Here is a 15113-nt window from a genome sequence, read left to right on the forward strand (position 1 = left end):
AGCCCGTCCAACCTACGAGGACGACGGGCTGAACAACGATCAGCGAGGCGGCAGATATTGCAGCGGATCTACAGGCTTGCCCTGGCGGCGAATCTCAAAGTGCAGCTTCACCCGGTCGGTACCTGTGGAGCCCATTTCTGCAATGGTCTGGCCAACCTTGACCTGCTGTCCCTCCCGAACCAGCAACCTGCGGTTGTGACCATAGGCGCTCACGTAGGTATCGCTGTGCTTGATGATCACCAGTTCACCGTAGCCCCGTAATCCACTTCCGGCATACACAACGGAACCATCAGACGCAGCTAAGACAGGCTGGCCTAATTCCCCGCCTATATCAATGCCTTTATTCAAACTTCCGTTTGAGGAGAATCGGGCAATCAACGGACCGCCCGCCGGCCAGGCCCAACCTGCCGCAGGGCGCCCGGCTGGCAGGGCTGGAGGGGGCTGGGAGACACCCGGAGCAGGCTGCGGCCTGGAAGTGGCCGGCGGCGTCTTGGTAGTCGAAGACGGCGGAACCGGTCGGGTCGACGGCGACGTCGTAGGAGCCGTTGCCACAGTACGAGTGGGAGTTGAGCCGGTCTGGCCGTCGAAACGGATGACCTGGCCCGGGCGGATTACGTAGGGAGCCGGAATGCTGTTGCGTGCCGCAAGGGCCTTCCAGTCCCAGCCGAAACGGAACGCAATGGAATAGAGGGTATCGCCCCGCTGGACACGGTACTGCCCGGAGGTGGTCGGCTGTCGCTGCGTGCCGGAGGCCGACGGGTTGTTCCGGTCCACGACCTGGACACCACCCTTGGGCGAGCTGGCGCACCCCGCCACCAACCAGACGATGACGACCATCGCTGCCAGTGCGCGCATGCTTCCAGTGCTAATCCCCTGCCGAATGGCCAGGCTCATTCCCGTCCCCTTTCCCTACGTCCCAAGGTCATGCTTATTGTTGCCGATTATATCTGAGGGGCACGTTATCCACTGCGCACCGCGGCGCAAGACTACGCCCGGCTAACAGCCAATCAGAGAGCCGACTGGCCTTGCAGGTTCCCTGCTGGCCGCATCAGGCCAGCGGACCGCTCAGCAAGGGTACGAACCGCACCGCGTCGAGGATGTGTCGGGAGAAACCGTTTTCCTCGCGGACGATCAGAATCAATTGCTGGACGTCCCCTGCCCCAACCGGAATCACCAGCCGCCCACCCGGTGCCAATTGGTCCAGCAGCGCTTGCGGAACTTCGGCGGCAGCCGCCGTGACGATGATGCCGTTATAGGGCGCCAGTGCAGGCCAGCCTTCCCAGCCATCGCCCCAACGGAAAACCACGTTGCGCAGGTTCAGCTCGGCCAGACGTTCCTTCGCACGATCCTGCAGTGCCTGGATCCGCTCGACGGAGAACACCCGCTCCACCACCTGCGCCAGGATCGCGGTCTGGTAGCCGGAACCGGTGCCGATTTCGAGCACCTTGTCCAAGGGCCCCGCCGCCAACAGAAGCTCGCTCATGCGCGCCACCATGTAGGGCTGCGAGATCGTCTGGTTGTGGCCGATGGGAAGCGCTGTGTCTTCGTAGGCCCGGTGGGCCAAGGCCTCATCGACGAACAGGTGGCGCGGGGTCCGACGGATGCTTTCCAGCACATGGGCGTTGGACAGCCCTTCCTCATAGAGGCGCTGGATCAGGCGTTCGCGGGTGCGCTGCGAGGTCATGCCGATGCCCCGGCGCAACAGATCATCCTGCTCGCGAGCCATCAGGACAGGCCTCCCAACCAGCTATCCAACGAGTCGAACGCCTGGGTGAAGGTGCGATCGAGCTGGAGCGGGGTGATCGAGACATAGCCCTGCATGACTGCATGGAAATCAGTCCCGGGTCCACCATCCTCCGCGTCCCCGGCGACCGAGATCCAGTAGCCCTCCTTCCCCCTCGGGTTCACAACCTTCACCGGTGCTGCTGCACGAGCGCGATGGCCAAGGCGGGTGAGCTGGATGCCACGGATATGGTCCAGCGGGAGGTTGGGGATGTTCACGTTGAGCACGGTGCGGGGCGGAAGGTCGAGCTGCTCATGCGCCTCCACCAGCAGGCGGGCGAAATGCGCCGCTGTCGGCAGGTTGTCCGGCTGCCGCGAAAGCAACGAGAAGGCAAAGGCCGGACGGTCGAGGAAACGCCCCTCCAAGGCAGCAGCCACCGTCCCGGAATAAAGCACGTCATCCCCAAGGTTGGCGCCCAGGTTGATGCCGGAGACCACCATGGCAGGGGCCTCCTCCAGCAATCCGTTCAGGCCGAGGTGCACGCAGTCGGTCGGGGTGCCGTTGATGCTGATGTAACCGTTGGCCAGGACCTGCGGATGCAGGGGGCGGTCCAGCGTCAATGCACTGCTGGCGCCGCTCCGGTCCTGGTCGGGCGCGATGACCACACACTCGGCATAACCCTCGAGCGCAGCATGGAGGGCGGCGATACCGGGTGCGTTCACCCCGTCGTCGTTGGAAATCAGAATACGCATGGATTGTCCGTGTGCCCCACCGGCACCAGATCGACAAGCTCGCGCACCACTGCGGTAGCGAAGCATCCGGCCGGCAGGACGAATTCCAGTTGCAGAACGTCAGGCCCGGGATAATGCCACGTAAGTCCCCCGATGGGGAGGCGCAGGATGCGCCGTTCGTGCGCCATGCCCGCCTCGACGAGCCAGTCACGCAGGGCCGGCTCGGCCAGCGCCATGGATTGCTCCAATGCCTGCGTCGAACCGCCGGCCGGAGAATCACCCTGGCCCCACAGCGGGCCGGTGGGATGCAGATCGAGAATCGCCAACCTCGGGTCGGCGCACTCGGCCTCTCCTGCCGGGAAGAAACTCCGGCTGTCGGTGAAGGCCAGGAGATCGCCGACCTGCGCCTGGTTCCAGTTGCCATTGGCCACACGCGCAGCCAGTACCCGGTTGAACAAGTAACTGCGGCCTGCCGAGAGCAAACGGGAGCGCAGGTTGCGCTGCTCGGGCAGTACCCGCTGCTCGGCGAAGTGCCGGGCCTGCAGCAGGTTGCCGCCCTCGTGGCCAAAGCGCTGCAGGCCGAAGTAGTTGGGCACGCCGACGGCAGCCAGCGTCTTCAGCCGAGCCTCCAGGGCTGCCGGGTCGGCCTGCAAGGCCGTCAGCCTCAAGGTGAAGCCGTTGGCCGAGTGGGCACCCCGCTGCAGCTTTCTCTTATGGCGGACCTGGCGCAGGATGCGCAGGGTCTCGCCTTCTGCCGAAGCAAGGTCCGGATCGGACTTGCCCGGCAGGTGCAGGCTGAACCACTGGCGGGTCAGCGCCTGGCGATCCTTCAGGCCGGCGTAGCTGATGGCCCGCAGGGGAACGCCCGCAGCCCGCGCAATGCGCCGGGCCGCTTCCTCGGTATTGAGGCCGCGCTTTTCCACCCACAACCACAGGTGTTCACCTTCACCCGCCAGGGGAATGTCCAGCACCTCGTCCACCTGGAAGTCTTCGGCCACCGCCTTGAGGACGGCCTGGCCGAGCGCTTCGCCATGGGCCCGGGGCCCCAGCAGTTCGAGTTCGGTCATAGCGGCAGCAGCAGGGCAACAGCGTGGACGGCGATGCCCTCTTCACGCCCGGTGAAACCGAGCTTCTCGGTGGTGGTCGCCTTGACGTTGACCTGGTCGATACCGACCTCAAGGTCAGCCGCAATGGCAGCGCGCATCGCCTCGATGTGCGGCGCCATCTTCGGTGCCTGGGCCACGATGGTGGCGTCGACGTTACCCACCTTCCAGCCCTTGCCCTTCACCTGGGCCAGGACATGGCGGAGCAGCACGCGGCTGTCCGCTCCCTTGAACTGCGGGTCGGTGTCCGGGAAGTGCTTGCCGATATCACCGAGTGCCGCCGCACCGAGCAAGGCGTCGGACAGTGCGTGAAGCACCACGTCGCCGTCGGAATGGGCCACCAGGCCGAACCTATGGGGGATGCGTACCCCGCCGAGGGTGATGTGATCACCGTCACCGAAGCGGTGTACGTCGTAACCGTGTCCAATGCGCATGAGAGGAGTGCCCCGTAAGAACAGGGGCGGGATTCTACCCGAAAGCGGAGCGACCGATGGCCGCCCCGCCTTGGTAACGCGTCAGCCCCGCAGGGCCGAAGCGTGATGGCGCAGGTGATCGTCGATGAAGCTGGCGATGAAGTAGTAGCTGTGGTCGTAGCCCGGCTGCAGGCGCAGGGTCAGCGGATGGCCACAGGTGCGGGCGGCAGCCTGCAGCGCGTCCGGCTTGAGCTGACCCTCCAGGAAGTCATCGCGGTCGCCCTGGTCAACCAGGATCGGCAGGCGCTCCTGGGCTTCGACCAGCAGTGCACAGGCATCCCACTCGCGCCAGCGCGAACGGTCATCCCCCAGGTAACGGGAGAACGCCTTCTCGCCCCAGGGGGAAGCCATTGGATTGCTGATCGGTGCAAAGGCCGAAACCGACTGGTAGCGCCCGGGGTTCTTCAGCGCGCAGACCAGCGCGCCGTGCCCGCCCATGGAGTGCCCTGCGATGCCGCGGCGGTCCGAAACCGGGAAGTTGGCCTCCACCAGCGCCGGCAGCTCCTGCACCACGTAGTCGTACATGCGGTAGTGACGGGCCCAGGGCTCCTGGGTCGCATTGACGTAAAAACCGGCACCCAGGCCGAAATCCCAGGCCTTGTCCGGGTCATCCGGCACACCCTCGCCCCGGGGGCTGGTGTCGGGCGCGACGATGATCAGCCCAAGCTCGGCCGCCAGGCGCTGGGCGCCGGCTTTCTGCATGAAGTTCTCGTCGGTGCAGGTCAGCCCGCTCAGCCAGTAGAGCACGGGCAGCTTCTCGCCCTGTTCCGCCTGGGGCGGCAGGTACACCGCGAACACCATGTCGCAGTTCAGGCAGGTCGAGCGATGGCGGTAGCGCTTGTGCCAGCCACCGAAGCTCTTGTTGCTGGAAACGATCTCGAGGGTCATGGGGGCCTCCGGGTCGTCCTCAGGGCAACGCACAGGCGACAGGCAATCCCTGCCGCCCTGCGCCAGCCGAAAGGGCGCTCAGTAGTGGATGACGGTGCGGATGCTCTTGCCTTCGTGCATCAGGTCGAAGGCCTCGTTGATGCGATCCAGCCCCATGGTGTGGGTGATGAAGGTGTCCAGCGGGATCTCGCCCGACTGGGACTTCTCCACGTAGGTCGGCAGCTCGGTGCGGCCTTTCACCCCACCGAAGGCCGAGCCACGCCACACGCGACCGGTGACCAGCTGGAACGGACGGGTCTTGATCTCGGCACCGGCCGGGGCCACGCCGATGATGACCGACTCTCCCCAGCCCTTGTGGCAGCACTCCAGCGCCGCACGCATCAGGTCGACGTTGCCGACGCACTCGAAGCTGTAGTCCACGCCGCCATCGGTCATCTCGACGATCACGTCCTGGATCGGCTTGGCGTGGTCCTTCGGGTTGACGAAGTCGGTCGCACCCAGCTCGCGGGCCACGTCGAACTTGGAGGGGTTGATATCGATGGCGATGATGCGCGAAGCCTTGGCCATCTTGGCGCCGATGATGGCGGCCAGGCCGATGCCGCCGAGGCCGAAGATGGCGACGGTAGCGCCCTCCTCCACCTTCGCGGTGTTGAGCACGGCGCCGATGCCGGTGGTCACGCCACAACCCAGCAGGCAGACCTTCTCCAGCGGGGCTTCCTTGGGAATCTTCGCCAGGGAGATTTCCGGCAGCACGGTGTACTCGGAGAAGGTCGAGCAGCCCATGTAGTGGTAGATCGGCTGGCCGTTGTAGCTGAAGCGGCTGGTGCCGTCGGGCATCAGGCCCTTGCCCTGGGTCGCACGGACCTTCTGGCACAGGTTGGTCTTGCCGGACTTGCAGAACTTGCACTCGCGACATTCGGCCGTGTAGAGCGGGATCACGTGGTCGCCCACCGCCAGGGAGGTGACGCCTTCGCCCACCGCCTCGACGATTCCGCCGCCTTCGTGGCCGAGGATGCACGGGAACACACCCTCGGAATCCGCGCCCGACAGGGTGTAGGCGTCGGTGTGGCAGACACCGGTGGCGACGATACGCACCAGGACTTCACCCGCCTTGGGCGGCGCGACATCGACTTCGACGATCTGCAGGGGTTTGCCAGCCTCGAAGGCAACGGCGGCGCGGGACTTGATCATGGCGCTTCTCCAGCGATGTGAACGGTGGCGGGAGTGTAGATGACCTCGATTTGGTAAATAATCCGCCGCAAAGCAAAACTTTATTGCCACACAGGGATAATCCAATGAACCGCTGGGAAGGCCTGGACGAATTCATCGCCGTCGCGGAAACCGGCCAGTTCACCGCCGCGGCCCAGCGCATCGGCCTCTCTTCATCCCAGGTGAGCCGCCAGATCGCCCGCCTGGAAGAACGCCTGCAAACCCGCCTGTTCTACCGCAGCACCCGCAAGGTGGCGCTGACCGAGGCAGGGCAGACCTTCCTGCAGCACTGCCAGCGCTTGGTAGATGCGCGGGACGAGGCCATGCGCGCCATCAGCGACCTGACCGGCGAACCCAAGGGCCTGCTGCGCATGACCTGCGCGGTGGCCTATGGCGAGCGCTTCATCGTGCCGCTGGTGAACGCCTTCATGGCACGCCACCCGCAGCTGCGGGTCGACATCGAGCTGAGCAACCGCCCGCTGGACCTGGTGCACGAAGGGCTGGACCTGGCCATCCGCCTCGGCCGCCTGCAGGACTCGCGGCTGGTGGCGACGCGCCTTGCGCCCCGCGTCATGTACCTGTGCGCCGCCCCGAGCTACCTGGAACGCTATGGCCGGCCCCACAGCCTGTCCGAGCTGGCCCGGCACAATTGCCTGGTGGGCAGCTCGGACCAGTGGACCTTCCAGCAGGACGGCAAGGAACAGAGCCTGAGGGTACAGGGCAACTGGCGCTGCAACAGCGGCCAGGCCGTGCTGGATGCCACGCTACGTGGCTTCGGCCTGTGCCAGCTCCCCGACTACTACGTGCTGGACCACCTGAAGAGCGGCGAGCTGGTGTCCCTGCTGGAGCAGCATCGCCCGCCGAATACCGCCGTCTGGGCGCTGTACCCCCAGCAGCGCCACCTGTCACCCAAGGTCCGCCAACTGGTGGATGCACTCAGGGACGGCCTGGCGTCGACCCACCCGGCGGCGTAGGCGTGGGGGCCCGCCCATGGCGATGCAGGAAGCCGTGGACGTGCCCGGGGAAGCGCGAAGCCACCCAGGCGAACCCCAGGTACTTGAGGACCTTGCCTGCCAGGATGGCGGCGAACGCTCCCGGGTAGGCCAGCGGCACGGTGGACAACGCCAGCAGCGCCGGCGTCTGCGGCAGGGGCAGCAGGGCCACGGCGAAGAGCGCCAGCAGCCCGTACTCATGGGTCCAGCCCATCACCCGCAGCCAGGAAGGGTCAGTGGCCATGGCCGGGAACCAGGCGTACAGCTGGCTCCAGCCCAGGTAGTGGGCGATCAGCATCATCCCCAGCGCACCGCAGCTGCTGCCCAGGGCGGCGAACAGGCTGACCACGCCCCAGCGCCGGGGCGCCATGAGCACGGCGGGAACCACGACGGAGGTGATGGGATAGGCCGCCGTCAGGGTGCCGACGAAAGCCAGCCCCAGACACAGCCAGGGCAGCCGCCAGCCGTCACCGGCCCAGCGCAGCACCCGGTGCAGGTAGCCTTCCAGGCGGGGCAGCAGGCGTCCCAGGCGCTTCATGGCAGGGCTCAGCGGTCGAACAGGCCACGCTGCAGGCGCAGCAGGTCTTCGGGGGTGGTGACCTTGATGTTGTCGGCGCGCCCTTCCACCAGGCGAGGCGCGGCGCCCGCCCACTCCATCGCCGACGACTCGTCGGTGATCGCCACGCCGGCGACCAGTGCATCGGCCAGGGCCCGGTGCAACGCACCGAAGCGGAACATCTGCGGGGTGTAGGCCTGCCAGACCTGGCTGCGGTCGATGGTGTCGGCGACTCGCCCATCAGGGCCGATCCGCTTGAGGGTGTCCCGGGCGGGGACCGCCAGCAGGCCGCCCACCGGATCGTCGGCCAGCTCCGCCAGCAGGCGATCCAGGTCGAAACGGGACAGATTGGGTCGGGCCGCATCGTGCACCAGCACCCAGTCGCGCGGTTGCGCGCCGAGTTCGGCCAGACGCAGGAGTGCATTGAGCACCGAGTCCGCACGCTCCCGGCCACCCTCGGCGCGCTCGATGCGCGGGTCACGGGATGCAGCAAGGCTCGGCCAGTACGGGTCCTCAGGGCTCAAGCTGACCACCAGGCGCTTGAGCCGTGGGTGGTCGAGAAAGGCTGCAAGGGTATGTTCGAGCAAGGTGCGCCCGGCCAGCTCCAGGTACTGCTTGGGCCGGTCGGCACGCATGCGGGCCCCCACGCCGGCGGCGGGGATCACGGCCCAGAATTCGGGGAGCTCGGGTGGGGTCATTCGGTGATCTGGTAGAGGGTCTCGCCCTCTTTGACCATGCCCAGCTCATGGCGGGCACGCTCCTCGACGGTTTCCGTACCCTTCTTGAGCTCCGACACCTCGGCCTCGAGGATGCGATTGCGCTCGAGCAGGCGCTCGTTCTCGCCCTTCTGCTCGGCGATCTGCTTTTCCAGTTCGGCGACTTGGGCGAGGCTGCCATCACCCACCCAGAGGCGATACTGCAACCCGGACAAGGCCAGGATCAGTACAACGAACAACCAGTAGGGGGATTTGGCCATCGAAAGAGAAGTATCCATACGAAAAGGGCAGCTTTCGCTGCCCTTTTTATCATCCCCGGCTTAGCCGCGGAACTCGGCACGACCGCGGTAAGGGGCCTTTCCGCCCAGTTGCTCTTCGATACGCAGCAGCTGGTTGTACTTGGACACGCGGTCGGAACGGCACAGGGAGCCGGTCTTGATCTGGCCGGCAGCGGTGCCTACGGCCAGGTCGGCGATGGTGCTGTCCTCGGTTTCACCGGAACGGTGGGAGATCACCGCAGTGTAGCCGGCAGCCTTGGCCATCTGGATGGCTTCCAGGGTCTCGGTCAGGGAACCGATCTGGTTGAACTTGATCAGGATCGAGTTGGCGATGCTCTTGTCGATGCCTTCCTTGAGGATCTTGGTGTTGGTCACGAACAGGTCGTCACCCACCAGCTGCACCTTCTCGCCGATCTTCTCGGTCAGGGACTTCCAGCCGGCCCAATCGGACTCGTCCATGCCGTCTTCGATGGAGATGATCGGGTAGCGCTGGGTCAGGCCGGCCAGGTAGTCGGCGAAACCGTTGGCGTCGAACACCTTGCCTTCGCCGGCCAGGTCGTACTTGCCGTCCTTGAAGAATTCGCTGGAAGCGCAGTCCAGGGCCAGGGTCACGTCGGTGCCCAACTTGTAGCCAGCATTGGCGACGGCTTCGGCGATGGCGCCCAGAGCGTCTTCGTTGGAGGCCAGGTTCGGGGCGAAGCCGCCCTCGTCACCCACCGCGGTGTTCAGGCCACGGGCCTTCAGCACGGCTTTCAGGTGGTGGAAGATCTCGGCGCCCATGCGCAGGGCGTCGGCGAAGTTCTTGGCGCCGACCGGCTGAACCATGAATTCCTGGATGTCGACGTTGTTATCGGCGTGCTCGCCGCCGTTGATGATGTTCATCATCGGGACGGGCATGGAGTACTGGCCCGGAGTGCCGTTCAGGTCGGCGATGTGCGCGTACAGCGGGACCCCCTTGGCCTGGGCAGCCGCCTTGGCAGCCGCCAGGGACACGGCGAGGATGGCGTTGGCGCCCAGCTTGGCCTTGTTCTCGGTACCGTCGAGCTCGATCATCGCGCGGTCCAGGGCCTTCTGGTCGGTCGCGTCCTTGCCCAGCAGCAGGTCGCGGATCGGGCCGTTGATGTTGGCCACGGCCTTCAGCACGCCCTTGCCCAAGTAACGGCTCTTGTCGCCATCACGCAGTTCCAGCGCCTCGCGGGAACCGGTGGATGCACCGGACGGCGCGCAGGCGCTGCCGATGAAACCGTTCTCGAGGATCACGTCGGCTTCCACGGTGGGGTTACCACGGGAATCCAGAACCTCGCGGCCCTTGATGTCGACGATCTTTGCCATTGTTGTTAGCACTCCAAAGTTGACGATAACGCTGCAGCGAAATTAGAGGGGCGGGCCGTCCGGATGTTCATTCGGCAGTTCCGGCGAAAACATGACCGACTGGTCAGCTTGCGCCCGCCCGGCACTTTACCGGAGAACTGCCGGCTCAGGCAGTCTCGATCGGCGGAAAAGCCTTGACCAGGTCATCCAGGCGCTTGAGCTGGTCGAGGAACGGCTCAAGCTTGTCCAGGCGCAGGGCGCACGGGCCATCGCACTTGGCGTTGTCCGGGTCCGGGTGGGCCTCGAGGAACAGGCCGGCCAGCCCCTGGCTCATGCCCGCCTTGGCCAGGTCGGTGACCTGGGCACGACGACCGCCCGCGGAATCCGCGCGGCCGCCCGGCATCTGCAGGGCGTGGGTGACGTCGAAGAACACCGGGTAGCCGAACTGCTTCATGATGCCGAAGCCGAGCATGTCGACCACCAGGTTGTTGTAGCCGAAGGACGAACCGCGCTCGCAGAGGATCAGGCGATCGTTACCGGCTTCTTCGCACTTGGTCAGGATGTGCTTCATCTCCTGGGGTGCGAGGAACTGGGCCTTCTTGATGTTGATGACTGCATTGGTCTTCGCCATCGCCACCACCAGATCGGTCTGGCGGGAGAGGAAGGCCGGCAGTTGGATGATGTCGCAGACCTCGGCCACCGGAGCAGCCTGGTAAGGCTCGTGCACGTCGGTGATGACCGGCACGCCGAAGGTCTTCTTCACCTCTTCGAAGATCTTCATCCCCTCTTCCAGGCCGGGGCCACGGAAGGAGTTGATGGAGGAGCGGTTGGCCTTGTCGAAGCTGGCCTTGAACACATACGGGATGCCGAGTTTCTCGGTCACCCGCACGTACGCTTCGCAGACCTTCAGCGCCAGGTCACGGGACTCCAGCACGTTCATGCCACCGAAGAGCACGAAGGGCTTGTCGTTGGCAATCTCGATGTCGCCGACGCGAACGATCTTCTGCTGCATGCTCAGGCCTTCTTCGCTTTCTGGGCCAGGGCGGCCTTGACGAAGCCGCTGAACAGCGGATGGCCGTCACGCGGGGTGGAAGTGAACTCCGGGTGGAACTGGCAGGCGACGAACCACGGATGGTCCGGTGCCTCGACCACTTCGACCAGGGCCCCGTCGCCGGAGCGGCCGGTGATCTTCAGGCCGGCGTCCTTCAGTTGCGGCAGCAGGTTGTTGTTCACTTCGTAGCGGTGGCGGTGGCGCTCGACGATCTCATCCTTGCCGTAGCAGGCGTGAACCTGGGAGCCGGCCTCCAGCTGGCAGGCCTGGGCGCCGAGGCGCATGGTGCCGCCCAGGTCCGAGGCTTCGGTACGGATCTCGGTGGCGCCGGTGGCGTCCTGCCACTCGGTGATCAGGCCGACCACCGGATGGCCGCTGGCCTTGTCGAACTCGGTGGAGTTGGCGTCGGTCCAGCCCAGTACGTTACGGGCGAACTCGATCACGGCCACCTGCATGCCGAGGCAGATGCCCAGGTAGGGGATCTTGTTCTCGCGGGCGTACTTGACGGTGGTGATCTTGCCTTCCACGCCGCGCAGGCCGAAACCGCCGGGGACCAGGATGGCATCGACGCCTTCCAGCAGGCTGGTGCCCTGGTTCTCGATATCTTCGGAGTCGATGTAGCGCAGGTTCACCTTGGTGCGGTTCTCGATGCCGGCGTGGCTCATCGCCTCGATCAGCGACTTGTAGGCATCCAGCAGCTCCATGTACTTGCCGACCATGGCGATGGTGACTTCCTTCTCGGGGTTCAGCTTGGCGTCAACCACGCGATCCCACTCGGACAGGTCGGCACCGCCGCACTGCAGGCCGAAACGCTCGACGACGAAGTCGTCCAGGCCCTGGGCGTGCAGCACGGAAGGAATGCGGTAGATGGTGTCGACGTCCTGCAGGGCGATGACCGCACGCTCTTCCACGTTGGTGAACAGCGCGATCTTGCGGCGGGAGGACAGGTCGACCTCGTGGTCGGAACGGCAGATCAGCACGTCGGGCTGCAGGCCGATGGAACGCAGCTCCTTCACCGAGTGCTGGGTCGGCTTGGTCTTGGTCTCGCCGGCGGTGGCGATGTAGGGCACCAGGGTCAGGTGCATCAGCATCGCGCGCTTGGCGCCGACCTCCACCCGCAGTTGGCGGATGGCTTCGAGGAAGGGCTGGGACTCGATGTCACCCACGGTGCCGCCGATCTCCACCAGGGCCACGTCGGCATCGCCGGCGCCCTTGATGATGCGACGCTTGATCTCGTCGGTGATGTGCGGAATCACCTGGATGGTGGCGCCCAGGTAGTCACCACGGCGCTCCTTGCGCAGCACATCGGCATAGACGCGGCCGGTGGTGAAGTTGTTGTTCTGGGTCATGGTGGTGCGCACGAAGCGCTCGTAGTGGCCCAGGTCCAGGTCGGTCTCGGCGCCGTCCTCGGTGACGAACACTTCGCCGTGCTGGAACGGGCTCATGGTGCCCGGGTCCACGTTGATGTACGGGTCCAGCTTGAGCATGGTGACCTTCAGGCCCCGCGCTTCCAGAATGGCGGCCAAGGATGCCGAGGCGATGCCTTTCCCCAATGAAGAAACAACACCACCCGTGACGAAGATGTAGCGCGTCATGAATAACCCTAGAAGTCAGCGTTTAGGCGGAAGGCCGCCGGAGAGAGCGAATCGGGCCTGGGCCCGGAATCTGGAACAGTGCCGAAACGGCAAGCACCTGCCAGTTCCGAGGGAATCGGCAGGTGCTCTGTAAGACGGGAGCGTAGTCTACCGGAAAGACCCTTTCAGCTCAAACCTTGGTCATTCGTCGGGGGTGTCCAAGACAGGGTCCAGCCCCCCTCCCGAGGGCCCTCCAGCCCTTGAAGATTGGGCACCGCAAGCAGTTCGTCGCCTCGGTAGAGCAAGGGCAGACGACCCCGGGCAAAAGCCGGGAAACCCCGTTCATTGAGCAGCCGCTTGAGGTCACGTCGCCCCCGTCCCTCCATCTGCATCGACTCCCCGCCTTGGCGATAGCGCACCCGCAAGGGACCTTCCGGTCCCCGCCCTTCGATCCACACCACACCATTGCCGTCCAAGGCCAGGGGATGCTCGGGGTTCGGCCAGGGCTGGGCCGTCGGCACGGTTTCCAGCCAGGCGTTGCCGAGCCACCAGAGCCGGCCACCGGCGCGGCGCAGTTCGCCACCAGCCAGGCGCCAGACCGGTTCGGCATCCGGTGCGGCATCACGCAAGGCCACCCAGCCCGCCCAGTGATCGCTGTCGGGCATGGCCGTGAAGGGGGCGAGCCAGTGACGCAGGGCATTGCGCTGCCGTGGTTCGGACAACGCCAGCAGCGGATCGAGGGAGAGGGTCGGCAAACCCAGCCAGGGGAATACCTCGGTGTCTCGCGCGGCAGCCAGGTCGATGGCCGCCAACTCCCCCAGCAGCGCCTCACCCTCGGCCAGGTGCGCAGCACTGCGGACCATCCCGCCGAGCGCGCGCGGCCAGCGTGACACCAGGGCAGGCAGGACGATCTGTCGCAGGTAGTTGCGGTCCAGCCGGGTGTACTGGTTCGACGGGTCCTCGACCCAGTCCAGCCCTTGCTCCCGCGCATAGGCCTCCAGGTCCTGACGGGCCACGTCCAGCAACGGCCGCAGCAAGTGACCGTCGCCCAGAGCGCGGCTCACCGGCATCCCCGCCAGACCCCGCACGCCAGCACCGCGCATCAACCGGAACAGCAGCGTCTCAGCCTGATCGTCACGGTGCTGAGCCAGCATCAGCACCTGCCCCCCCTCAACGGCCTGCTCGAAGGCGCCATAGCGCGCCCGACGAGCGGCATTCTCCAGGCTGGCGCCCTCCTCCACGACAACGGAGGCATGCATCAAGGGCACACCGAGTCGGTCACATACGGCCTGGCAATGGGCCGGCCATGCCTCGGCAGCCGACTGCAGGCCGTGATGGACATGAAGTGCGCTGAGCGGCGGCACGTCACCCTGGCGGGAGAGCACAACCAGCAGATGCAGCAGGACGGTGGAGTCGAGGCCGCCGGAGAAGGCGACCGTCCACCCCGGCGCGGAGCGCCAGGGCAGGGTGCGGGACAGCAGGAGGGAATGGAGCGAGCGGGCCAGTGGCGAGCCCTCATCGGCCCGCCCCGGCGCGTGGCCCTCAGGCCACGCCATAACTCATCAGACGCTCGTAGCGACGGGCCAACAGGTCGTCGACCGACAGCTTCTTCAGGGTCTTGAGCTGGCCAAGCAGCTCCTCGCGGATCGACTGAGCCGCAATGGCCGGCTCGCGGTGGGCACCGCCCAGCGGCTCGGAAATGACCTTGTCGACGATCCCCAGGCCTTTCAGGCGCTCGGCGGTGATGCCCATGGCCTCAGCCGCGTCGGGCGCCTTCTCGGCGGTTTTCCACAAGATGGAGGCGCAGCCTTCCGGCGAGATCACCGAGTAGGTGGAGTACTGCAGCATGTTCAGGCGATCGCACACGCCGATGGCCAGCGCACCGCCGGAACCACCTTCGCCGATCACGGTGGCGATGATCGGAGTCTTCAGACGCGCCATGACCCGCAGGTTCCAGGCGATGGCCTCGCTCTGGCCGCGCTCTTCGGCATCGATGCCCGGGTAGGCACCAGGGGTGTCGATGAAGGTCAGGATCGGCATCTTGAAGCGCTCGGCCATCTCCATCAGGCGGCAGGCCTTGCGGTAGCCCTCGGGACGGGGCATGCCGAAGTTGCGACGGACCTTCTCGCGCACTTCACGGCCTTTCTGGTGACCGATCACCATCACCGGCTGGTCGTCCAGGCGGGCTACGCCGCCGACGATGGCCGCGTCGTCGGAGAAGTGGCGATCGCCATGCAGCTCGTCGAACTCGGTGAAGATGTGGCTGATGTAGTCCAGGGTGTAGGGCCGGCGCGGATGGCGGGCCAACTGGGCGATCTGCCAGCTGGTCAGGTTGCCGAAGATGCTTTCGGTCAGGGCGCTGCTTTTTTCCTGAAGGCGGGCAATCTCGTCGCTGATGTTCAGCGCATTGTCGTTGCCGACCAGGCGCAGCTCCTCGATCTTGGCTTGCAGGTCAGCGATCGGCTGTTCGAAATCCAGAAAGTTCGGGTTCATAGGCTTCCGTCGTGC

The 15113-nt window shown here is 65.7% G+C and carries 16 protein-coding genes; 1 reads left to right on the forward strand and 15 read right to left on the reverse strand.

Going from position 1 to position 15113, the window contains the following annotated elements:
* Nucleotides 1-39: 39 nt before the first annotated feature.
* The 7 genes from BM198_RS20450 to BM198_RS20480 form a co-directional block, all read right to left on the reverse strand.
* Nucleotides 40-855: a peptidoglycan DD-metalloendopeptidase family protein gene (locus BM198_RS20450; protein ID WP_244165723.1), complete on the reverse strand. Its 816-nt coding sequence runs from the start codon at nt 853-855 to the stop codon at nt 40-42.
* A gap of 193 nt (nt 856-1048) precedes the next feature.
* Nucleotides 1049-1726, reverse strand: coding sequence for a protein-L-isoaspartate(D-aspartate) O-methyltransferase (locus BM198_RS20455; RefSeq protein WP_074971926.1), 678 nt, complete (start codon nt 1724-1726; stop codon nt 1049-1051).
* Nucleotides 1726-2475 (reverse strand): 5'/3'-nucleotidase SurE, encoded by a 750-nt coding sequence (surE, locus tag BM198_RS20460; RefSeq protein ID WP_074971927.1) that lies wholly within the window; start codon nt 2473-2475, stop codon nt 1726-1728. Before surE ends, BM198_RS20455 begins: the two co-directional genes overlap by 1 nt.
* Entirely contained in the window at nt 2463-3521 is a 1059-nt protein-coding gene (gene truD, locus BM198_RS20465) for a tRNA pseudouridine(13) synthase TruD (RefSeq protein WP_074971928.1), read from the reverse strand. Before truD ends, surE begins: the two co-directional genes overlap by 13 nt.
* Complete coding sequence (gene ispF, locus BM198_RS20470; protein WP_074971929.1) at nt 3518-3991, reverse strand: 2-C-methyl-D-erythritol 2,4-cyclodiphosphate synthase; 474 nt, start codon at nt 3989-3991, stop codon at nt 3518-3520. The genes truD and ispF overlap by 4 nt, the downstream gene beginning before the upstream one ends.
* A gap of 81 nt (nt 3992-4072) precedes the next feature.
* On the reverse strand, nt 4073-4918 hold the full coding sequence (gene fghA, locus BM198_RS20475) for an S-formylglutathione hydrolase (RefSeq protein WP_074971930.1): 846 nt from the start codon (nt 4916-4918) through the stop codon (nt 4073-4075).
* Nucleotides 4919-4996: 78 nt separating this feature from the next.
* Entirely contained in the window at nt 4997-6109 is a 1113-nt protein-coding gene (locus BM198_RS20480) for an S-(hydroxymethyl)glutathione dehydrogenase/class III alcohol dehydrogenase (RefSeq protein ID WP_044414315.1), read from the reverse strand.
* A gap of 104 nt (nt 6110-6213) precedes the next feature.
* Here BM198_RS20480 and BM198_RS20485 point away from each other — a divergent pair, with 104 nt between their 5' ends.
* Nucleotides 6214-7101, forward strand: a complete 888-nt coding sequence (locus tag BM198_RS20485; RefSeq protein WP_074971931.1) for a LysR substrate-binding domain-containing protein — start codon at nt 6214-6216, stop codon at nt 7099-7101.
* Here BM198_RS20485 and BM198_RS20490 read toward each other — a convergent pair.
* From BM198_RS20490 to accA, 8 genes are all read right to left on the reverse strand, one after another.
* Nucleotides 7064-7657 carry a hypothetical protein gene (locus tag BM198_RS20490; protein ID WP_074971932.1) on the reverse strand — a complete coding sequence of 198 codons (594 nt, stop codon included), beginning with the start codon at nt 7655-7657 and terminating at the stop codon, nt 7064-7066. The two genes, BM198_RS20485 and BM198_RS20490, sit on opposite strands and share 38 nt — an antisense overlap.
* A gap of 8 nt (nt 7658-7665) precedes the next feature.
* Nucleotides 7666-8373, reverse strand: coding sequence for a 2-C-methyl-D-erythritol 4-phosphate cytidylyltransferase (gene ispD, locus BM198_RS20495; RefSeq protein ID WP_074971933.1), 708 nt, complete (start codon nt 8371-8373; stop codon nt 7666-7668).
* Nucleotides 8370-8651, reverse strand: coding sequence for a cell division protein FtsB (gene ftsB, locus BM198_RS20500; protein ID WP_044414324.1), 282 nt, complete (start codon nt 8649-8651; stop codon nt 8370-8372). The genes ispD and ftsB overlap by 4 nt, the downstream gene beginning before the upstream one ends.
* A 60-nt stretch (nt 8652-8711) precedes the next feature.
* Nucleotides 8712-10001 (reverse strand): phosphopyruvate hydratase, encoded by a 1290-nt coding sequence (eno, locus tag BM198_RS20505; protein WP_044414327.1) that lies wholly within the window; start codon nt 9999-10001, stop codon nt 8712-8714.
* Nucleotides 10002-10146: 145 nt separating this feature from the next.
* Nucleotides 10147-10992: a 3-deoxy-8-phosphooctulonate synthase gene (gene kdsA, locus BM198_RS20510; protein WP_044414329.1), complete on the reverse strand. Its 846-nt coding sequence runs from the start codon at nt 10990-10992 to the stop codon at nt 10147-10149.
* 2 nt (nt 10993-10994) lie between these two features.
* Nucleotides 10995-12626, reverse strand: coding sequence for a CTP synthase (locus BM198_RS20515; protein WP_074971934.1), 1632 nt, complete (start codon nt 12624-12626; stop codon nt 10995-10997).
* Nucleotides 12627-12790: 164 nt separating this feature from the next.
* Nucleotides 12791-14161: a tRNA lysidine(34) synthetase TilS gene (gene tilS, locus BM198_RS20520; protein WP_074971935.1), complete on the reverse strand. Its 1371-nt coding sequence runs from the start codon at nt 14159-14161 to the stop codon at nt 12791-12793.
* Nucleotides 14148-15098 carry an acetyl-CoA carboxylase carboxyl transferase subunit alpha gene (gene accA, locus BM198_RS20525; RefSeq protein WP_074971936.1) on the reverse strand — a complete coding sequence of 317 codons (951 nt, stop codon included), beginning with the start codon at nt 15096-15098 and terminating at the stop codon, nt 14148-14150. The genes tilS and accA overlap by 14 nt, the downstream gene beginning before the upstream one ends.
* Nucleotides 15099-15113: the final 15 nt, after the last annotated feature.

Source organism: Metapseudomonas otitidis, assembly GCF_900111835.1.
In the GTDB taxonomy this organism is placed as follows: Bacteria; Pseudomonadota; Gammaproteobacteria; order Pseudomonadales; family Pseudomonadaceae; genus Metapseudomonas; species Metapseudomonas otitidis.

Excerpts from the sequence above, each read along its gene's own strand:
- BM198_RS20480 (WP_044414315.1), bottom strand. The coding sequence starts at position 6,109 with ATGATCAAGTCCCGCGCCGCCGTTGCCTTCGAGGCTGGCAAACCCCTG.
- BM198_RS20455 (WP_074971926.1), bottom strand. The coding sequence starts at position 1,726 with ATGGCTCGCGAGCAGGATGATCTGTTGCGCCGGGGCATCGGCATGACC.
- fghA (WP_074971930.1), bottom strand. The coding sequence starts at position 4,918 with ATGACCCTCGAGATCGTTTCCAGCAACAAGAGCTTCGGTGGCTGGCAC.
- ispD (WP_074971933.1), bottom strand. The coding sequence starts at position 8,373 with ATGACCCCACCCGAGCTCCCCGAATTCTGGGCCGTGATCCCCGCCGCC.
- truD (WP_074971928.1), bottom strand. The coding sequence starts at position 3,521 with ATGACCGAACTCGAACTGCTGGGGCCCCGGGCCCATGGCGAAGCGCTC.
- accA (WP_074971936.1), bottom strand. The coding sequence starts at position 15,098 with ATGAACCCGAACTTTCTGGATTTCGAACAGCCGATCGCTGACCTGCAA.
- tilS (WP_074971935.1), bottom strand. The coding sequence starts at position 14,161 with ATGGCGTGGCCTGAGGGCCACGCGCCGGGGCGGGCCGATGAGGGCTCG.
- BM198_RS20485 (WP_074971931.1), top strand. The coding sequence starts at position 6,214 with ATGAACCGCTGGGAAGGCCTGGACGAATTCATCGCCGTCGCGGAAACC.
- eno (WP_044414327.1), bottom strand. The coding sequence starts at position 10,001 with ATGGCAAAGATCGTCGACATCAAGGGCCGCGAGGTTCTGGATTCCCGT.
- BM198_RS20450 (WP_244165723.1), bottom strand. The coding sequence starts at position 855 with ATGCGCGCACTGGCAGCGATGGTCGTCATCGTCTGGTTGGTGGCGGGG.
- ftsB (WP_044414324.1), bottom strand. The coding sequence starts at position 8,651 with ATGGCCAAATCCCCCTACTGGTTGTTCGTTGTACTGATCCTGGCCTTG.
- kdsA (WP_044414329.1), bottom strand. The coding sequence starts at position 10,992 with ATGCAGCAGAAGATCGTTCGCGTCGGCGACATCGAGATTGCCAACGAC.
- BM198_RS20515 (WP_074971934.1), bottom strand. The coding sequence starts at position 12,626 with ATGACGCGCTACATCTTCGTCACGGGTGGTGTTGTTTCTTCATTGGGG.
- surE (WP_074971927.1), bottom strand. The coding sequence starts at position 2,475 with ATGCGTATTCTGATTTCCAACGACGACGGGGTGAACGCACCCGGTATC.
- ispF (WP_074971929.1), bottom strand. The coding sequence starts at position 3,991 with ATGCGCATTGGACACGGTTACGACGTACACCGCTTCGGTGACGGTGAT.
- BM198_RS20490 (WP_074971932.1), bottom strand. The coding sequence starts at position 7,657 with ATGAAGCGCCTGGGACGCCTGCTGCCCCGCCTGGAAGGCTACCTGCAC.